This is a genomic window from Myroides sp. LJL115 (assembly GCF_054871665.1).
This window is the reverse complement of sequence record NZ_JBTXLS010000018.1, coordinates 17824-38515: the sequence shown is the minus strand read 5'-3', so window position 1 is coordinate 38515 and position 20692 is coordinate 17824. Positions and strand designations below refer to the sequence as shown.

Here is a 20692-nt window from a genome sequence, read left to right as displayed (position 1 = left end):
TATTTTTTCACATTCTATTATCTCATATGCCAACAACAGATTCTAACACTACTATCAAATACCAAATAATCGGAATACTCTCCACCCAAAACAAAGTGTAGACTTGGCTTCGTTTGGGACTTGCTCTCCAAATAAAGAATAAGGTTACAAGAAGTATTACTATATTATTATAAGCTTGGATAGATTGGAAATTAGCCTTAAAAAACTCTAAAACGAAAAAAGGTAAAAGTAAAGCAGACAATATAATCTTTGTCTGTGGGATACCTAAGGTTTGTGGGAGAGTTTTAAGTTGCTTTGAATCATGTGACATATCCACAATTTCAAATATACCGATAAGAATTAAAACAAGTATAAAACGCTGGATAAATTTTATAACAATATCTAAGTCAATAGAATGATTTGCATTAAGTACAGGAATAATCAAAGTTATCATTGCCCATGAAAAACAAACAATATACACTTTAAGCCCTGCAAGATTTCTTAAATTAGATACAGATCTATGTATGGGTATAGCATATAACAAAGTCACTAAGAATACTAATATACTTGCTAATTTGGCATTATTATTCAGCATCATAAAGCAACTTGCTGAAACCAAAAAACAAATTATACTTAACAAGCAGATGAACTTTAAATTAAAAGATAAATTCCCTACTCTGTTATAAACTAAGGCACTATACTTAATAAAGTTATAAGAAAACACGGTTCCTGCGAACCCCATTAAAGATACAATAGGGTCAAAAGGAAGTTTACAAAAATGAAAAGTCATTTGAATTAAAGCAAACACCGCTAAGGAAACGTGAATACTTCCATTTAAATATAGTCTAACTATTTTGTTTTTTAACATATTCATAAGAATAATTTCGCTTTGACAACAACTAATAATTACTTTTCAAAAATAATAGTAATATTGTTAGTTTTGTCATATTAATGGCTATTTTTGTGTACTTTAAACACAACTTATATTATATTGCCCAAAATGAAAACAAATGCATTTGCTTTAAGACACATTGGTCCTCGTGATACGGACTTGGCAGAAATGTTTAAGACTGTAAAGGTTAATAACATAGATCAGTTAATTGACGAAACCTTTCCTAAGAGTATTCGCTTAGCTGAAGATTTAAATCTTGCCAAAGCAATGACTGAATATGATTATTTATCATTCATTCAGGAATTAGGTAACAAAAATAAGATTTTCCGTACTTTCATTGGTTTAGGATACAATGAAGCGATTGTCCCTGCTGCTATTCAACGCAACGTATTTGAAAACCCAGGATGGTATACTGCTTACACACCTTACCAAGCTGAAATTGCACAAGGTCGTTTAGAAGCTCTATTAAATTTCCAAACTACTGTAATTGAATTAACAGGTATGGAAATTGCTAACGCTTCTTTATTAGACGAATCTACTTCTGCAGCTGAGGCAATGATTCTTTTATTTGACGTTCGTACAAGAGATCAAAAGAAGAATAACGTTAATAAGTTTTTTGTTTCTAACGAAATACTACCACAAACTTTATCTGTTCTACAAACTAGAGCAACTCCTTTCGAGATTGAATTAGTAATAGGTGACCATGAAGACTTTACTTTTGGTGAAGATTTCTTTGGTGCAATCTTACAATACCCTGGAAAACATGGTGTAGTTTCAGATTATGCTGATTTTATCCATACGGCTAAATCTAAAGACATTAAAGTTGCTGTAGCAGCTGATATTCTTTCTTTAGTAAGCTTAACTCCTCCAGGAGAAATGGGTGCTGATGTTGTTGTAGGTACTACACAACGTTTTGGTATTCCACTTGGATACGGTGGACCTCATGCTGCTTACTTTGCAACTAAAGAGGAATACAAACGTAGCATGCCAGGACGTATTATCGGTATGAGTAAAGATGCTGATGGTAACCCTGCATTACGTATGGCTTTACAAACACGTGAGCAACATATTAAACGTGAAAAAGCAACTTCAAACATTTGTACTGCTCAAGTATTATTAGCTGTAATGGCTAGTTTCTATGCAGTATACCACGGACCAAAAGGTCTAGAATTTATTGCAAACTCAGTACACGCTAAGGCAGTTACTTTAGCTAATAGCTTAGAAAAATTAGGTGTTGAGCAATTAAACCCTTCTTTCTTCGATACTATTTTAGTTAAAGCAGATAGAAAAGCTATCGAGCCATTAGCTCTTGAGAACAAAATCAACTTTAACTACATTGATGACAATACACTTTCTATTTCTTTAAATGAGACAGTTGAGTTAAAAGACATCAACGCTATTATCGCTGTATTTGCTAAAGCATTAAATAAAGAAGCTTTTATTGTTGAACAATTAGACGAAGCAACAAGTAAAATACCTGCTAAATTAAAACGTACATCTAAATTCTTACAACATGATGTATTTAACTCTTACCACTCAGAAACAGAGTTAATGCGTTATATCAAAAGATTAGAGCGTAAAGACTTAGCATTAAACCACTCTATGATTTCATTAGGTTCTTGTACAATGAAATTAAATGCAGCGGCAGAAATGTTACCTTTAAGCAGCCCTTCTTGGAACAATATTCACCCATTTGTACCTGCTGATCAAGCACAAGGATATTTACAAATGCTACATGATTTAGAGGATAAATTAAGTGTAATTACTGGTTTTGCTGGTACAACACTTCAACCTAACTCTGGAGCACAAGGGGAATATGCTGGTTTATTAGCTATTCGTGCTTACCACCACTCAAGAGGAGACTTCCAAAGAAATATTGCTTTGATTCCAGCTTCAGCTCACGGGACTAACCCAGCTTCAGCAGCAATGGCAGGTATGAAAGTTATTGTTACAAAAACTACTCCAGAAGGAAACATTGATGTAGCAGACTTAAAAGCTAAAGCAGAACAACACAAAGACAATCTATCTTGTTTAATGGTAACTTACCCATCTACTCACGGAGTATATGAGTCAGCTATTAAAGAAGTTACACAAATCATCCATGACAATGGTGGACAAGTGTACATGGATGGGGCTAATATGAATGCACAAGTTGCAATCACTAACCCTGCTAACATTGGAGCAGACGTTTGTCACTTAAACTTACATAAAACTTTCGCTATTCCTCATGGAGGTGGAGGACCAGGAGTTGGACCAATTTGTGTTGCAGAACACTTAGTAGAGTTCTTACCTACAAATCCATTAGTAAAAGTTGGTGGTAAAAATGGAATCACTGCTATTTCAGCTGCACCTTACGGATCAGCATTAGTTTGTTTGATTTCTTACGGTTATATCACAATGTTAGGATTAGAAGGGCTTAAGAAAGTTACACAAACAGCTATCTTAAATGCTAACTACTTAAAAGCTCGTTTAGAAGAGCACTACTCTATCCTATACACAGGAGAGCAAGGACGTGCAGCTCACGAAATGATCTTAGACGTTAGAGAGTTCAAAGAAAAAGGAATTGAAGTAACAGATATCGCTAAGCGTTTAATCGACTACGGATTCCATGCTCCTACTGTTTCTTTCCCTGTTGCTGGTACATTAATGATTGAACCAACAGAAAGTGAAAGTAAAGAAGAGTTAGATAGATTCTGTGATGCTATGATTTCAATTAGACAAGAAATCGAACAAGCAACTTTAGAAAATCCAAATAACGAATTAAAAAATTCACCGCATACATTGGCATTATTAACAGCTGATAACTGGGATTTACCATACTCTAGACAAAAAGCTGCTTTCCCATTACCATTTGTAGCAGGAAATAAATTCTGGCCATCAGTAAGACGTATTGATGACGCTTATGGTGATAGAAACTTAATCTGCTCATGTGCACCGATTGAAGTGTATATGGATGCTGAGAACTAGTAGTATCATTACTATATAAAACAGACTCGCCTTCTACTTTGTGGAAGGCGAGTTTTTTTATAGTTATCAACACTATTGTGGATAACTTCTTATTGTGGCTTATATAGGATTTCTTTTTTTAAATCGCAATAAAATCAACAAAACACATAACCAAAATAGTTATAAATCAGCGAATTAACTAAATGTGCGATCAAAAATAAAATAAATCTTTAAAATGTTATTCACAGATTACTAACTATTTAAATAGAGTTATACACAAGCAAAAATATAGTTATCAACAAAAATATAGAGTTATCAACAATTATAAAGCGGTATAAAAACTATCTTTACTTCTCATATCTTCCAATAGCTTACCATAGAGAGGGTCTTGCTCTACTATGCTAGCATTACCTATTAAGATTAATTGTTCTTTTGCTCTAGTTAAAGCAACATTCAACTTTCTATCCACATCCAAAGAATCATTTAAATTAATTAAAGCTTCTAATTGTTGGCTATTTACAGCGCTAAAAGTATATAGAATAATATCACGCTGTCCTCCTTGAAACCTTTCCACCGTATCTATGGTTATTTGATTTGCATTAGCAACATTGGCTTGTTGTAGTTTTCTATAAATTAATGCTATTTGATTTTTAAAAGGAGCTATCACTCCTATTTTTTTACTAAGATCTAACTCTATATTATTTTCCTTATACAGACGTATTAAACGCAGGATTACCTCAACAACCATATCGGCTTCACCTTGGGCTGTTTTTTCTAGATCTTGCTCTTTTATTGGTACATCTATAAAAAGAACTCTATGCCTTGCTAATGCCACAGAGCACCAATGCCTTTCTTTAGTGGTATAAGGCAAGTCAGCGACTTGTCTATAGAGATCCTTTTTTACTGATGCACTTAAATTTGGTAGACTATAAGCAACTTGAAGTTTTCCTTCATAAAATAAACGATTTGGGAAGTCACTAATTTCGTGATGCATTCTACCTTGAAAGGTTAAAGTATCATAGGCATAATCTAAACTATTATCCTTACAAAAATGATATAACCTTTCAAATAAAGAATTTCGTCTATTAAAAAGGCCTATACCCTCTAACATGGTATTATTACTTTTACTTTGCTCAGCATCTTGCAATACAATTGCTGGTAATTGTTTGTGATCTCCAATTAAAATAAATTTTTTGCAATGGGCTAATAGTCCTATTATTTGGGGCTCCAAAATTTGTGAAGCCTCATCAATTAGTACCCAATCAAAGGCTTTAAACTTCAATAAATCTTCCTTTGAGGTAATACTAGAAACAGTACTCAAAAATACCCTCTGCTCTTTTATGATAGAAGATAAATCAGCCCTTGTTAAATGTTTATCTCTTTGGCTCTTCTCCAAAATACTAGACAATAAATAATCTTGATATTGCTTTTTACAAGACAGAGTATTTCCTAGACGAATAAACTCCTTCCCTTTGGGTAAATCCATTGGTTGTAAAGCTTCTAATACTGCTTCACTTAATTCATCTACCGCTCGATTAGTATAGGCTAAGACCAAAATACTGGCTTTACTCCCTTTGTGTACTTCTCTTACAAATTCTTTTATGATATGAGAAGTTTTACCTGTACCTGGAGGACCATTTAAAACAAAATAGTCTTCACAAGACAACATATTATTTAAGATTCTATTTTGCTCAATAGATAGATAATTATTTACATAACCATAACTTCTACCTCTTAAGGGCTTTCTAGTTGTTAATAATAAGGCTTGTTTTTGTGCATTAGCAATAACAAAACGATATAAATTTTGATACATACCTGAAAAAGAAGAATCCATAAAATCTCTCTCCAAGGCCCACTGAGAGTATTTATCAAAATATTGAAGATTATTTTGCTGAAAACGTAACTCTACCTCAACACGGGTGAGAGAAATAGATACGATAGTACACTTAAAAATTTGATAGTTGGTAGGATTGTGACCTTTATCAACAAAAGGATACAAAACACAAACATCCCCAACTCTAAAGCTAGATAACTCAGATGAACTTTGTATCTCAAATACGATTGCCTTTTTAGCAGTGTTTACCAAATTATGTATAATCTTCAAATTATACATAATACCAAAACTATCTACCTTTTGCTCAAAAGTCCTATTCCACATACCAGCTAAAGAAATAGAGGCATCTGATTTGCTACCAGCGCATTTACTCCAATACTGCTCTTTTGCAATAAAACCTAAATAACTCCAAAAGTAACTTTGCACTAGTGGACTACTCTTAAATATTGGGGTAGTAAGCTCTTCGAATTGCTTCTCAAGAATTGCTTTAAACTTTGTGTTTATATTTTTTTTTATTAGATGATCCCCATGGATATTTCTAATTAAGCCAATTATTTTATTTACCTGACCACTTTGCAAAATATGCTCATTGACTAATATGTCATTTCGCATTTGACATATACTTTGAATTTTACTTATGCTAATATGATCAGAACGTAAGTTCCCTTTACTTACTTTACTATAAAAAATAAAACCGTCTATACTTTGGCCTTTAGTTAACTCAGACAAACTTATTCCCTTAATTTGAGAAAGCATTAAAAAATACATATATAACTGACTACTGTGGTTTTCTTTTACATTAGTCATCTTATCGGGATACGGTACAGAGCCAGACTTTAACTCTACAATAACACTCTTTCCTGTAGAGCTGTCGTTTTGATGCAAAACATCTAATCTTCCCTGTATACCGTAAATATTACTCAAAAATGAAGGCTCTAAATTAATGGCCTCCCTATTATTTAAGCCGTAATAACTAAAGTCTTTGGTCACTACCTTGACAATAGTAGTATAATGCATCTGACATAACCCCTGGTAGTTCATAAATCCGTCATAGGTAGAAATGTCCTCACAAAATAAATGTTCTGTAGGATAGTTCAGAAAATGTTTATGGAATAATTCTTCAAACCCAATTACGGTTTCTAGGGAGGGTTGTCCTATAACCTGATCTATGACAAGATTGGCAAAGTTCCCCAAGAGTAGATACATAGTATTGGAAGGCAACTGAAGTTTATTCTTCAAAAAGTGTAATGCACTTTGTCCATAATCCTGGAAACACTCTGCAATAGAGGAAACATCAATCAAGTAGTCAGGCTCTAATATTACTAATTTTGCATGCAAATGTCCATTTGTATCTACTCCTACATCTATTAAATATAACAAAGCACCTTGCCAAAAATAATCTGTTGTAAAAACGGGGATCCCAAAAGAATCCGTGGGTAAATGAACAACTAAATAATCTTTAGAACTACCTTCAATTGCACAACAATATAAAACATCTACTTTTTTGTGATCAAAAACAACCTTAAGATGATTCAAAGAACTTTGAAAAGTAATGGTAGGTTTTCTATATCTTAAAGGATTATTTTCTATCCGATTTTGAACAATAAATGGCAGGGGTACTCTATAGACTTGTTGTATAAAAAGCGCTACATCACTCCAATAAGTAATAAAGTAATCTGCTAACTCTAAGTCCGAAATACCTTTAATATCTTTTTCAATCAATCTTAATTCATGGATTACATTAGAGGTTTGGTAAGTATTTATAATAAAGTTTAAGCGGCTCAATAAATTACTAAATACTATTGTTTCTTTAGCCACAACTTGCTTGGAGAAGCGTTCTAATAAACCTAAAAGCTCTATATAACTTTGTTTAATTTGATTTTGTTGTAAATATCTATCGTAGATATCTACAAGCGCATTAAAATACCAATCTTCTGTAGGCTTGCCAAACATAAAATATAAAACTGTATGAAAATTAAGAGTGTAAAAGAGCAAATTTCTTTTACATAGAAGTTACAAATATCGCCAAAATCTATTGAATATATATCTTTAGGATAACTACAAACTTCACAATAAAGTAAAGATAGTACATAGTTATAAGGCAATATAGAAACGACCTAAGCGTTTTTAAAGTAAAGAAACCTTTATAAAAAGAACCAAACTAAAAATAAAGCATAATCCTTTTTGCATAAATGCATTTTTACTTCCAAAACATATAGCCATAATATATAAAAAAAGACTAAAAATTCATTTCACTACTAAATTCACAAAAACACTATAAAACTAAAATATTTTCGAATATTTTGTGAAATAATTTTATATACTTACCAATGTAAACAACTAAGTTTACCCTAAATTAACCAAACACACCAATAATGAACATTAAACTTACCGGCTCTGGTTGTTATATCCCAACCAAAGTCATCACTAATAATGACTTTGATAACTTTGACTTTAGAGATGAAAACGGAGAAAAGCTAAAAGATTCTAACCAGCGTATAGCCTTCAAACTGCAACAAATAACAGGTATTGAACAACGAAGATATGTAGAAGATAACTTAACTTCTTCGGATATTGCAACAATTGCAAGTCAAAGAGCAATTGCTGATGCCAATATTGACCCTGAAACAATTGATTACATTATTTTTGCTCACAATTTTGGAGATATTAAAGGCAACACCATTCAATCGGATATTGTACCAAGTTTAGCTTCAAGAGTAAAACATAATTTGAAAATACAAAACCCTAACTGCGTAGCCTTTGATTTACTTTTTGGCTGCCCAGGGTGGTTGCAAGGTGTAATACAAGCCTATGCTTTTATTCAATCTGGCTTGGCTAAACGCTGCTTGATTATTGGAGCGGAAACTCTTTCCCGAGTGATAGATCCACACGATAGAGACTCAATGATTTACGCCGATGGTGCAGGAGCTACTATTTTTGAAGCTACCCAAGAACCAGGTGGCATATTATCACTAAGTAATGCTAGTTACACCTTAGAAGAAGCCTATTATATCCATTACGACAAATCCTATAATAAGGATTTAGATCCTTCTACGAAATACATTAAAATGTTTGGTAGAAAAATCTATGAATTTGCCCTAACCCAAGTGCCATTAGCCATGAAGCAATGTATGGACAAAAGCGGTATAGATATTAATAGGGTTAAAAAGGTAATGATACATCAAGCTAATGAAAAAATGGATGAGGCTATTGTAGAACGTTTTTACAACCTATATGGACTTAGCATGCCAAGCGACATTATGCCTATGAATATTAAAATGCTAGGTAATAGTAGCGTTGCGACCTTACCTACTTTATATGATATGATTATAAAAAAACAATTAGAAAACCATGATTTACAACAAGGAGATATTTTACTTTTTGCTTCCGTTGGCGCAGGAATGAATATCAATGCTTTTGTATACCAAATGTAAGTTCCTCTTACTATGATAATATAGGGGCTATCTCATAAAGGTTACCTAGCTGTCATTCAGGAGTAAATTATTAGGTATAATTTATATTTCAGATAAAATAATTGAATTATACTAAGTAAAGCACGATATTTATTAAGTAAAAAAGGGGCTGTCTTCAATTGTGAGACAACCCCTATATTATTTTGTATCTAGTCCAAACCTTAAACAAACCAAGGATATTCACTACTTTTGCAAATAATTCAAAAAAATATCCTTTTATACATGTTACAACAATCCAGTGAGCGTAGAAAGAAATTAGCCACTCTTCTAGCCTTCTTTACTATTCCTATTTCCGGCTTTGTAACCGACATTTACCTTCCTTCTTTTCCTACTATGGCAAGTAGTTTAAACCTCTCAGCAGAAGACATACAAATAACCCTAAGCTGTTATCTATTAAGTTATGGAATCGCTCAGCTTTTTATTGGCTCTATACTCGATAACATCGGTAGATATAAACCACGTCTTATAAGTCTAACTCTACTTGTTATAACTAATATACTAATCCCACAAACCACAGATATTATATGGATTTGCGCTCTTAGGGTACTCCAAGGATTTGCTATCTCTGTTTTAGTAGTAGCCATTAGAGCAATATTTTTAGATATATACCCCGGTAAAAAAAGTGTATCTTATTTGAGCTACTTCACTATCATTTGGTCTTGTGGTCCTATTTTAGCGCCATTCTTAGGTGGTTTTCTAGAACAAATCTTCTCTTGGCATGCTAATTTTTACTTCTTAGCAATCTATTCAGGTCTATTGTTAATTTTAGAACTACTAATTAGTGGAGAAAGTTTAGAACAAAAAAAATCCTTTGATCTTGTAACTACCTTACAACTCTATAAATCAATGCTCCAAAACAAAAGCTTTATCAGTAGTATTTGCATCTTAGGACTTGCCTATTCTGTTGCAATGGCTTTTAATATCTCTGGGCCATTTATTATCGGAAACACCTTTGGTTATAATGCTATTACCATTGGAAATTGTACCTTGCTTTTAGGAGTAGCTTGGATGTTAGGAGGTATACTAGGTAAAAGAAGAATGAATATAGACTTTGAAAAAAGAATTTTACAGCCTAGTGTTTTACAAATCACAGCAGTTAGCTTATTAATTTTAATAGGAATATGGCAACAAAACTTAATCCTACTTATTTCTTTTGCCTTTATTATACATGCAGCTTCTAGTATGTTATTCACAAGTTTCTTTAGTACAACCATGCTCTTTTTTCCAAAAAACGCAGGATTAGCAGGTGGATTGATGGGTGGATTGGTGTACCTTATTACCTCTTTTACAAGCTTTCTACTAACTAGTGTACATCCTATAGAAACCCAAAACCATTTAGCCTATGGATATGGGATCTTGATTCTATTCTTGTTTATTACCATTATGTACCGAATAAAGCTCTACAAACAAGAAGTAAAAGATTAAATAAAAAACATGCCTTTGTTTTTTGGGTAATTAGACTAATAAATTGCGTATTTTCATATAAACTATTGTAATGGAAAAAATAAGGTTCATAAGTAACTCAAGGTGGTTTGGCTTTGTCTCTGCACTTTTTTCAGCAACTTTGTGGGGTGTTTCAGGAGCATTCGCTCAATTCCTATTTATAAAGGCAGATTTTACTCCTCAGTGGTTAGTAACCACAAGGATGTTGATTAGTGCATTGATTCTCCTTGTAATTAGTATTAGCTTTAAAAACCCCAATATTTGGAAGATATGGTCCAATAAAAGAGATGTCACAAGCTTAATTGCATTTAGTATTATAGCAATGCTAAGTGTTCAATATACCTACTTTGTGACCATCTTACACTCCAATGCAGCAACAGCAACGGTCTTACAATATGTGGGACCTGTGTTTATAGCCATATACTTAGCATTAAGGAATAAAAAAGCTCCTTCATCACAAGAAATTCTGGCGATTACTTTAGCTGTGGCTGGTACCTTTTTATTAGTTACTCATGCAGATATCAATACTTTGATTATAAGCCCACAGGCTTTATATTGGGGTATAGCTTCTGCATTGGCTTTGGCATGCTATACTTTAATGCCAGTTAATTTATTACATAAATATGATCCCTTAAGTGTTATCAGCTGGTCTATGCTTATTGCTTCTGTATCTATGGGGATATATTTTACCCCTTATACAGTAGATATACAATGGAGTAAACCGGTTTTTACTGCTGTGGTGTTTATTGTAATTTTTGGCACGTTAATTCCTTTCTATATGTTTTTAAATGCAGTAAGGATAATAGGTCCACAAAAAGCTAGTTTACTGGCATGCGCAGAACCTCTTGCAGCTACTTTTATAGCAGTATTCTTTTTAGATACAGCCTTCACTTTAATGGATTATTTAGGAAGTAGCTGTATTTTGATAACTATTCTTTTACTAAGTAAAAGTTCCACAAAAAAGAATAATATCACGGAGATTACTCCTCTACCTATGCACGAATCTACCCAAAAAACTGCATAAATAACTCTTTATACTTTTTAACCAATTAGTGTAAAAAACAAGTAGCAAATTAGCTAAAAATACTAAAGCTACTTTACCTAGAAACACGATCCAGTAATTAGTACCTAAAGGTAGGAAGTAAACAACACCTACAATGGCCATCATAGAAATAAACAAGTAAAGATAGTCTCTATCAAAAGGCCAAAGCTTGAGTTTATTATAGATAAAATAGGTCTTCACCACATTGAATAAACCCATAGAAATTAGTGAAGCGATTGCTACTCCAACAATACCAAGATCTGTATAACTTAAAAAATAAAAATTCAAGCTAATATTTAAAACCATCAATACAATAATGGATAGTAAATTAAAGCGATAGTATTTAGAATAAGAAATAATCTCCGTATTAAATCCCGTACACATATTAATGACCACATTTATCCCCAATAGATAGATAATAGGTAAAGAGTCTTTTAAATTATCATAAGTAGGCAAAAGCTTAAAGAAAGGTTCTATCCCTACCAAGACTAAACTAAAAAGCAACATGCCTATAAAAAACAAAACCCGAGCTACCTCTTTGTGTTTTATATTAAGTTCTCGTAATCTAGCATTCTTTAATAAGTCAGAGACCACTGGTGCGTATACTGCAAATACACCTGTAGCTGGAATAGCTAAAGCCGAAGCAAGAGTAACACCGATATTAAAGGTTCCATTTTGCTCATAACCTAAAAAAGCGGGAATCATTAAAGAATCTACTCTAAAGGCAAAGAATTGTCCTAGGCTTCCTGCAAAGGCGAAAAAGCTATACCAATAATAATCTGGTTTTGACAAATGCGTAAAAAGATCGCTGTATTGATTATGCCAAGTAAAATTAAAATGCTTAAAAACATAAATGCCAACTATGGCAAGGATACAAAAGTAACTTAGGATGTAAACCCAAATAGCATCAATTATATTCCAAGATAAGAAAAGAACTAAAATAAAAGCAAATGGCAGAGTGAGTTTGGGAATAATTTTCTCAAAAAAAGTCACAAATGCTATGCGGTGTAAATTAGTAGCTTGCCTTCGAAACAAATCAATATAAGCCATGGCTATGGCCAAGGGAAATCCCAAGAACATATACTTAAGATCCTCTTGAGTATTAAACCAATAAATACTAAATACCACAATCCCTAAGAGCAAACTCATTTTCCCTAAAGCCAACAAACTAAAACTAAAAAGTTTCTTTTGTAAATAGGGATTTAAAGTAGGGTAAAAATTAATCAGGGCATGACTACTCCCCAAAACAATAATGGGGAACATTACCTGTGCACAAGCATCCACAAATCGAATAATACCAAGCATCTCTTTATCCAATGGATAAATTAATACCGTAGAAAGTATACCAAAAACAACTCCAAGGTAATTAATACCTGTGAATAGAATGGCTTGTTTTGTGGCACTATTGTTTTTCATTGAAGGATCAAGTATTGGTAATACTACAAATATAGTTTACTAAAGCATCCGAACTACAAAAATTGATAACTTTGTATAAATCTACAAAATACATAATCCATGAACTACATTATTATAATGCCTGCTTATAATGAACAAAATTTTATTAAAAAAACTTTGGATAGTATAGCAGCGCAAAGCCTCTTACCAAAACGCTTAATAATTGTAGATGATAATTCTAATGATAATACACTAGAGTTAGCAAAAGAATTTTGCCTTGAACATCCCTGGGCTAGTGCTTTACATAAGAGCTCAACTTCTTCCAAACACTTACCAGGCAGTAAAGTAATACATACCTTTAACTTTGGTTTACAAACTGTGGATATACAACAGGTAGATGTCATAGTAAAGTTAGATGCTGACTTAATACTACCTCATGACTATTTCGAAAAAGTAATGCAAGAATTTAAGCACAATCCAAAAGCAGGATTAGTTGGGGGATTTGCTTATATAGAACAAAACAATCAATGGATATTGGAAAACTTAACCGATAAAGATCATATTAGAGGTGCCTTTAAAGCATATAGAAGGCAATGCTTTACACAAATAGGAGGTCTTAAAGCTGCAATGGGTTGGGATACAGTGGATGAATTACTAGCAAGATACTTTAACTGGGAAGTAATTACTTTAGAAAACCTTAAAGTTAAACACTTGAAGCCCACAGGTGCCAACTATGATAAAACGGCTAGATATAAACAAGGTAATAGCTTTTATAGACTTCGCTATGGTTTGATAATAACAACTATTGCTGGTTTAAAATTAGCAAGTAAAAAGAAAAAACCACTTTTATTTATAGATTATCTCAAAGGATATTTCCAAGCTAAGAATCAAAATCAAGCTTTCTTAGTAGATAAAAACCAAGGGGAATTTATACGAAAATATCGTTGGAGCAAAATAAAACAAAAGATAAAAAAAATGTTTTTTTAGTCTATAATTCTTAAAACTCGTTACTAATTGGTATTTTAGCCATTATTTTCATTTTATGATTAAATCAGCTTTAAAAAATATAGGTCAATACTTCCTAATGCTAAAAGAAATTTTCAGCAAGATGACCAAATGGAAGGTTATGAAGCAATTAATATTCAAAGAAATAGATGATCTTATCATCGGTTCTTTAGGGATAGTGTGCTTTTTATCTTTTTTCGTAGGAGGAGTTGTTGCAATTCAAACAGCACTTAACCTTACAAATCCACTTATTCCAAAATATTTAATTGGTTTTGCTACAAGACAAAGTGTTATATTGGAATTTGCCCCTACTTTTATTTCAATTATTATGGCAGGTAAAATGGGTTCTTTTATTACTTCGAGTATAGGAACAATGAGAGTTACCGAGCAAATTGATGCTCTAGAAGTTATGGGAATAAATTCATTAAACTACTTAGTATTCCCTAAAGTAATAGCAGTTTTATTATATCCTTTTGTTATTGGAATAAGCATGTTCTTAGGTATACTAGGAGGTTGGTTTGGAGGTGTAATGGGGAACTTTGTTACCTCGGAACAATTCATAATGGGACTACAGGATACTTTTATTCCCTTTCATATTACCTATGCCTTTCTAAAAACAGCAGTATTTGGCTTATTACTTGCTACAATACCTGCTTACTTTGGATATTACATGAAGGGTGGAGCTTTAGAAGTTGGAAAAGCTAGTACAACCTCATTTGTATGGACAAGTGTAGCTATCATTCTAACAAACTATATATTAACCTCTCTTTTATTAACTAATTAGATATGATTGAAGTAAAAGACATACGTAAATCCTTTAATGGAACAGAAGTTTTAAAGGGTATCACAACCGTGTTTGAAACAGGTAAAACCAATCTTATCATTGGACAGAGTGGTTCAGGAAAAACTGTTTTCTTAAAAACTTTACTTGGAATTCATCAGGCTGATTCTGGTAGCATTAGTTTTGATGGTAGAAATTACCGAGAACTAAGTGTACAACAAAAAAGAGAGCTAAGAACAGAGATTGGAATGGTATTCCAAGGAAGTGCATTATTTGACTCCTTAACAGTGGAGGAGAACATTGCTTTCCCTTTAAAGATGTTTACCAATAAAACCCAAGAAGAAATCGACCATAGGGTTAATGAAGTAATAGATAGAGTAAACCTTATTAATGCAAATAAAAAAATGCCTTCTGAAATATCAGGAGGAATGCAAAAAAGGGTTGCTATTGCAAGAGCTATTGTAAACAATCCAAAATATCTATTTTGTGATGAACCTAACTCAGGTTTGGATCCAAAGACTGCAATAGTAATTGATAATTTAATTCAAAAAATAACACATGAATATGGCATAACAACCATTATTAATACACATGATATGAACTCTGTATTAGAGATTGGAGAACATATTGTATTTTTAAAAAATGGGCTATTAGCATGGCAAGGAAATAATAAACAAATTATACAAACAGACAATGAAGATGTAGTCGATTTTGTATACTCCTCAGAACTCTTTAGAATGGTACGTCAGGCCATGAGAGATATGGTAAAATAAAAAAAGTCTCCAAGTTGGAGACTTTTTTTATTCTTTATTTTTATCTAGCTTAGCTTCAATTGCTTGAGAAACATTCTTTATTTCTTGCTCCTTTTTCTTAGGATAAATAAGCAAAACATCTTCTCTATCTACAATGATATAGTCATTTAATCCATCAATGACTACCAATTTACTTTTGTCAGTACGAATGATATTATTGGTAGCATTCTCACAAAAAGCTTGGGCATTTACAATAGCATTATCACTAGCGTCTTTTGGTAGTTTATCGTGTAATGATCCCCAAGTACCCAAATCATTCCAATCAAAAGTTGCAGGTAGAACATACACGTTATTTGCCTTCTCCATCACCGCATAGTCAATAGAGATATCTTGGGCATTTGCGTAATTATCCTCAATAAAAGACTTTTCTTCTTGCGTATTATACGATTGTAATCCTGATTGAAATAAGGCATACATTTCGGGTTGGTATTGTTCAAAAGCTTGTAAAATAGCTCTTACACCCCAAACGAAAATTCCTGAGTTCCATAAAAAATGACGACTTTGAATAAACTTCCTTGCAGTAACGTAATCTGGCTTCTCGCGAAACTGAACTACTTTTTTAATAGGCCTTGAATCTAACTTATTGAATTCAATATAACCATAACCGGTATTAGGGAAAGTGGGTAAGATACCTAAAGTCATTAAAACTTGATCACGCTCGCAAATATCAAATGTACGCTGTAAATTGGAAACAAATTGCATTTCATCTTCGATCCAGTGATCACTAGGTGCTACAACCATAACTGCATCTGGATTCATCTTATAAATCTTCATAGCAGCATATAAAATACAAGGTGCTGTATTTCTCATTGCTGGCTCCAAAATGATATTATCGTCACTTACAAAAGGCAATTGTTCTTTGACAATATTTTGATAATTTTCATTGGTTAGAATAAGAATATTCTCCTTAGGTATTAAAAGAGCAAGTCGATTAAATGTCTTTTGAATAAGCGTATGTCCAGACCCAAGCATATCGTGAAACTGTTTGGGAAATGCAGGTGTACTAACTGGCCAAAAACGAGAGCCTACCCCTCCGGCCATAACTATGGCATAATAATTTGAACTCATAAATAAAATTATCTTTTTACAACATAATGCCTTAAAATTTGTACTTCGGCATTTGCTTTGAATGTATAAACACGTCCACTACTTACCTCTAAGCATTCGAATCTTTTCACACGTAATGGACCACGCTTAAAAATCTTCCCATTATAGGTCTTAAAATGACTGCCAATTGGAATTTCGTAAATAAAACACTGATCACTATCTTTATCCTGTGTATCATACCTACGCATAGCAATGGACAAACGTTCATCTGTATCACTACTAGCACTTGGATTCCTAAAATGATTTGCAAGTAAAGGAAGTAAGGTATTTGGAAATACCTCTGGCCTCAAAAAAGGCAACATAAGTAATTGAAAGGTACCTTTCCATTGTTGCCCATGGGGTTTGATATAACCTCCATATTTTTGGTAAGCAACCAAATGAGCAATCTCATGGATTAATGTCATCAAAAATCTGTAAGGATTCAAATTAGAATTCACAGTAATTAAATGATGTCCATCTTGTGTCCTTGTGTAATCTCCATGCCTAGTTACTCTCTCATTTACAATCTTTAAATGAACGTTATAATGCTTTATAAGTTCAAAACAAGGCTCCAAAGCAGCAGGTGGTAAATATGGTTTTAAAACAGTAATCAAATTATTTTATTATGGGGTTGAACTAGAAGCTTGTAAAACTTTTCCGTTAAAGTACTTATTTCCATTTAAGGAAAATTCTACTATAAACTCTGCCATTTCTTCAGGTAACAAAGGCGCCTGATATCCAGGAAAAGCCTCCTCTAACATTTCAGTTTGAACAGCACCTAAAGCAATAACATTAAAGGAAATTCCCTTTTCTTTATACTCTTCAGCAAGAAGCTCACTTAAAATAGTAACAGCCCCTTTACTTGAACTATATGCAGCTAGACCACCAAATTTCATTACTCCTTGAACACCACCCATGCTACTGATAGTAACAACATGACTTTGTGGTTTTAAAAATGGAATACAAATTTGGATCAAGCGAGCGACTCCAAATACATTCACTTGGTACACTCTTTGAAAGTCTTCACTCGTTAACTCTTCAAATGGTTTGTTGACAATTTGTCCAGCATTATTAATCAAAATATCTACTGCACCATCCCATTTTTGGGTAATAAACTCAGCTACTTTACTTAAATCTTCTTCTTTACAAATATCTACACTTAGACAACTAACTCCACTTGTAGCCTTTAATTCTTGATTTACTTTTCGAGAAAGAGCTAAAACTTGATTTCCTGCTTTAGCTAATTGCTTAGCAACCTCTAAACCAATCCCTCTACTTGTACCAGTAACTATAATTTTTTTCATTCTAAAATTTTCTAATATTTCCTTGTGGCATATTCACAAGCTTGTTTATAACTTTAGCCATCTTTTCACTAAGGCTAGCCATAAAAGCAACATCCATTAATTCCGCATGGTCTAAGACATGATGATAGTACGGGTAATTCTCAAAGTCAAAAGAACAAAAAGTATGACTTGGCACATCAAAATGTTTATAAAACGGATAATTATCAGAGCGCTTAAATAAATTATATTCTTTTGCAAGAGGTAATTCTCCCACTAATTGCTCTTGAGCAATATCATTGATTAACTCAGATAAATTACTTAATTCTAAACCCGTACCATAGGTAATGTATTCACGGTCCATAGGTACACCTAACATCTCAAAGTTTAGCATTAGGACAACGTTTAAGCCGTTTTCTTTCATCTTCAAGGCCAAGTGCTCACTTCCTAAAAGCCCCTTTTCTTCTGCATTAAAAAAAGCATAAACAATAGTTCTTTTATTATCCATACCGCTTAAACGTCTTACTAGGTCTAACAAAATAACACTACCACTAGCATTGTCATTAGCTCCATTGGCAATAGAATCATTCTCTATAGGTTTAACAATCCCTATATGATCAAAATGTGCACCTAAAACGATAATTTCATTTTTTAGGCTATTATCCTTACCTGGTTGAACACCAACTACATTCCAAGAATTGGCATAATTGCTCAACGTATCTTTATAACTTTTAAATAGCGGTTTAATGTGATTGGCCTCTAACTCCTTAATAAGGTAATTACTAGCTTGATCAGCCCCCTGAGTACCTGCTTCACGCCCTAATAACTCGTCACTAGTAAGATAGTATAAATCTTTACTTATCAATTCCTCACTAGAAATACTAGTCGAAAGGTACATGCCCTTCTTAGTACCACAACTAAGCAAACTCATAAAAAACACTAATACAATAATAATTCTCATAGTCCATAAATTTAGTTCAAAAATACAAAAATCTACCAAATTATAACAACATAAGTCTTGGTAGAGATCCCATAAAAAAAGCCCGTTTTGTAAACGGGCTTTTTAATATTATAAAGCTAATTAAAATTAAGCTAACATTGTCACTGGATTTTCAATGAAACTCTTTAAAGTTTGTAAGAATTGAGCTCCTGTAGCTCCATCTACTGTTCTATGATCACAAGCTAAAGTTACTGTCATTGTATTACCTACTACTATTTGACCATCTCTAACTACTGGTTTTTCTACAATAGCTCCTACAGATAAAATCGCAGAGTTTGGTTGATTAATAATAGAAGTAAAAGATTGAATTCCAAACATACCTAAGTTAGATACAGTGAAAGTACTTCCGTCCATTTGAGCTGGAGTTAACTTCTTAGACTTTGCTTTACCAGCTAAATCTTTTACGTTAGTACCAATACTTGTAAGAGACATTTGATCGGTAAATGGTAATACAGGTACCACTAAACCATCCTCTACAGCTACAGCTACACCAATATTTACATGGTGGTTAATTACTGTTGCATCATCTCTCCACTGGCTGTTTACTTGTGGGTGTTTCTTAAGAGCCATTGCACAAGCCTTTACTACCATATCATTGAAAGATACTCTAGTGTCAGGTAATGCATTGATAATCTTTCTACTTTCCATTGCATTATCCATTGCAATTTCAATAGTTAAATAGTAATGAGGCGCAGTAAATTTACTCTCCGCTAAACGACGAGCAATAGTCTTACGCATTTGAGAGTTTTTAATTTCCTCAATATTAACTTCTCCTGCAATAGCAAAAGGTTTAACATCACTAGTTGAAGTAGACGTTACAGGCGTAGTAACTGCAGCTTTTGTTGCTACTGGAGCAACTGGAGCTACGAAGTTTTCAACGTCACGCTTGATAATTCTACCATTCTCACCCGAACCTTTAACTTGAGATAAAGTAATTCCTTTATCTAAGGCAATTTTACGAGCTAATGGAGAAATAAAAACACGTCCTGTTTGTTCTGTCGCAGATCCAACAACAGCCACAGGCTCTTGAGTCGTTGCTTCAGCAGTAGCCTTTACAGTAGTCTCTTCCTTAGGAGCTACAACTCCACCGTTTGCAACAATAGCACTAACATCTGTTCCGTTAGGACCTAAAATAGCCAATATTGTATCCACTGGAGCAGTTTCACCCTCTTTAACACCAATGTATAGTAAGTGTCCTGATTCGAACGCTTCGAACTCCATAGTAGCTTTGTCGGTCTCAATCTCTGCAAGGATATCTCCTTCCTCAACAACATCACCTACATGCTTAAGCCATGAAGCAACTGTTCCATCTGTCATAGTATCACTCAAACGAGGCATTGTGATCACTTTCACACCTTCTGGCATAACTGCCTCTTTTGTAGTTACTACTTCAGCAGCTGGCGCTGCTTCGACATTAGGAGCAGCTTGCTCTTGTGGAGCAACTCCGCCATTTTGAATAATAGCAGAAATATCTTCACCTTCTTGACCAATAATTGCCAATAGTGTATCTACATCTGCAGTTTCTCCCTCTTTTAAACCTACGTACAACAAAGTCCCTGAGTAAAAAGACTCAAATTCCATTGTTGCTTTATCTGTTTCAATTTCAGCTAGAATATCCCCTTCTGAAATTTTATCTCCTACTTTTTTTAACCAAGCTGCAACAACACCTTCTGTCATGGTATCGCTTAAGCGAGGCATTGTAATTATATCTGCCATAATATTAA

At 33.3% G+C, this 20692-nt stretch carries 15 protein-coding genes; 7 read left to right on the top strand and 8 right to left on the bottom strand.

The annotated features are described in order from the left end of the window. Positions 1-22 precede the first annotated feature (22 nt). The gene (locus ACYSNX_RS06375; protein ID WP_461753844.1) at positions 23-847 is read right to left on the bottom strand and encodes a UbiA prenyltransferase family protein; all 825 of its coding nucleotides are present in this window, start codon (positions 845-847) and stop codon (positions 23-25) included. A gap of 132 nt (positions 848-979) precedes the next feature. Between ACYSNX_RS06375 and gcvP the strand changes: the two genes are divergently transcribed. After that, entirely contained in the window at positions 980-3838 is a 2859-nt protein-coding gene (gene gcvP / locus ACYSNX_RS06370; RefSeq protein WP_461753843.1) for an aminomethyl-transferring glycine dehydrogenase, read from the top strand. A 301-nt stretch (positions 3839-4139) separates the two neighbouring features. Here gcvP and ACYSNX_RS06365 read toward each other — a convergent pair whose 3' ends face one another. Then, a complete protein-coding gene (locus ACYSNX_RS06365; RefSeq protein WP_461753842.1) occupies positions 4140-7604 on the bottom strand; it encodes a DEAD/DEAH box helicase in 3465 nt (1154 codons plus the stop codon). A 422-nt stretch (positions 7605-8026) separates the two neighbouring features. Here ACYSNX_RS06365 and ACYSNX_RS06360 point away from each other — a divergent pair, with 422 nt between their 5' ends. From ACYSNX_RS06360 to ACYSNX_RS06350, 3 genes are all read left to right on the top strand, one after another. Next, complete coding sequence (locus ACYSNX_RS06360) at positions 8027-9085, top strand: 3-oxoacyl-ACP synthase III family protein (protein WP_461753841.1); 1059 nt, start codon at positions 8027-8029, stop codon at positions 9083-9085. A gap of 261 nt (positions 9086-9346) precedes the next feature. Next, complete coding sequence (locus tag ACYSNX_RS06355) at positions 9347-10549, top strand: MFS transporter (RefSeq protein WP_461753840.1); 1203 nt, start codon at positions 9347-9349, stop codon at positions 10547-10549. 70 nt (positions 10550-10619) lie between these two features. Continuing rightward, positions 10620-11591: an EamA family transporter gene (locus ACYSNX_RS06350; RefSeq protein ID WP_461753839.1), complete on the top strand. Its 972-nt coding sequence runs from the start codon at positions 10620-10622 to the stop codon at positions 11589-11591. On the opposite strand, the gene ACYSNX_RS06345 is transcribed toward ACYSNX_RS06350, so the two are convergent. Then, entirely contained in the window at positions 11556-13025 is a 1470-nt protein-coding gene (locus tag ACYSNX_RS06345; protein ID WP_461753838.1) for an MATE family efflux transporter, read from the bottom strand. The genes ACYSNX_RS06350 and ACYSNX_RS06345 overlap by 36 nt on opposite strands. A 99-nt stretch (positions 13026-13124) precedes the next feature. Here ACYSNX_RS06345 and ACYSNX_RS06340 point away from each other — a divergent pair, with 99 nt between their 5' ends. Genes ACYSNX_RS06340 through ACYSNX_RS06330 form a run of 3 tightly spaced genes read left to right on the top strand, consistent with a single transcriptional unit; the run spans position 13125 to position 15563 of the window. Continuing rightward, positions 13125-13991, top strand: coding sequence for a glycosyltransferase family 2 protein (locus tag ACYSNX_RS06340; RefSeq protein WP_461753837.1), 867 nt, complete (start codon positions 13125-13127; stop codon positions 13989-13991). 55 nt (positions 13992-14046) lie between these two features. Next, on the top strand, positions 14047-14793 hold the full coding sequence (locus ACYSNX_RS06335; protein ID WP_461753836.1) for an MlaE family ABC transporter permease: 747 nt from the start codon (positions 14047-14049) through the stop codon (positions 14791-14793). Between the two features lie 2 nt (positions 14794-14795). Next, positions 14796-15563, top strand: coding sequence for an ABC transporter ATP-binding protein (locus ACYSNX_RS06330; protein ID WP_461753835.1), 768 nt, complete (start codon positions 14796-14798; stop codon positions 15561-15563). Between the two features lie 27 nt (positions 15564-15590). Here ACYSNX_RS06330 and ACYSNX_RS06325 read toward each other — a convergent pair whose 3' ends face one another. The 5 genes from ACYSNX_RS06325 to ACYSNX_RS06305 form a co-directional block, all read right to left on the bottom strand. After that, positions 15591-16670: a mannose-1-phosphate guanylyltransferase gene (locus ACYSNX_RS06325; protein WP_461753834.1), complete on the bottom strand. Its 1080-nt coding sequence runs from the start codon at positions 16668-16670 to the stop codon at positions 15591-15593. 8 nt (positions 16671-16678) lie between these two features. After that, on the bottom strand, positions 16679-17302 hold the full coding sequence (locus ACYSNX_RS06320) for a SprT-like domain-containing protein (protein ID WP_461753833.1): 624 nt from the start codon (positions 17300-17302) through the stop codon (positions 16679-16681). 9 nt (positions 17303-17311) lie between these two features. Beyond that, the gene (locus tag ACYSNX_RS06315; RefSeq protein WP_461753832.1) at positions 17312-17992 is read right to left on the bottom strand and encodes an SDR family NAD(P)-dependent oxidoreductase; all 681 of its coding nucleotides are present in this window, start codon (positions 17990-17992) and stop codon (positions 17312-17314) included. A 1-nt stretch (position 17993) separates the two neighbouring features. After that, on the bottom strand, positions 17994-18929 hold the full coding sequence (locus ACYSNX_RS06310) for a M28 family metallopeptidase (protein ID WP_461753831.1): 936 nt from the start codon (positions 18927-18929) through the stop codon (positions 17994-17996). A 126-nt stretch (positions 18930-19055) separates the two neighbouring features. Continuing rightward, the gene (locus tag ACYSNX_RS06305; protein WP_461753830.1) at positions 19056-20684 is read right to left on the bottom strand and encodes a 2-oxo acid dehydrogenase subunit E2; all 1629 of its coding nucleotides are present in this window, start codon (positions 20682-20684) and stop codon (positions 19056-19058) included. Positions 20685-20692 lie beyond the last annotated feature (8 nt).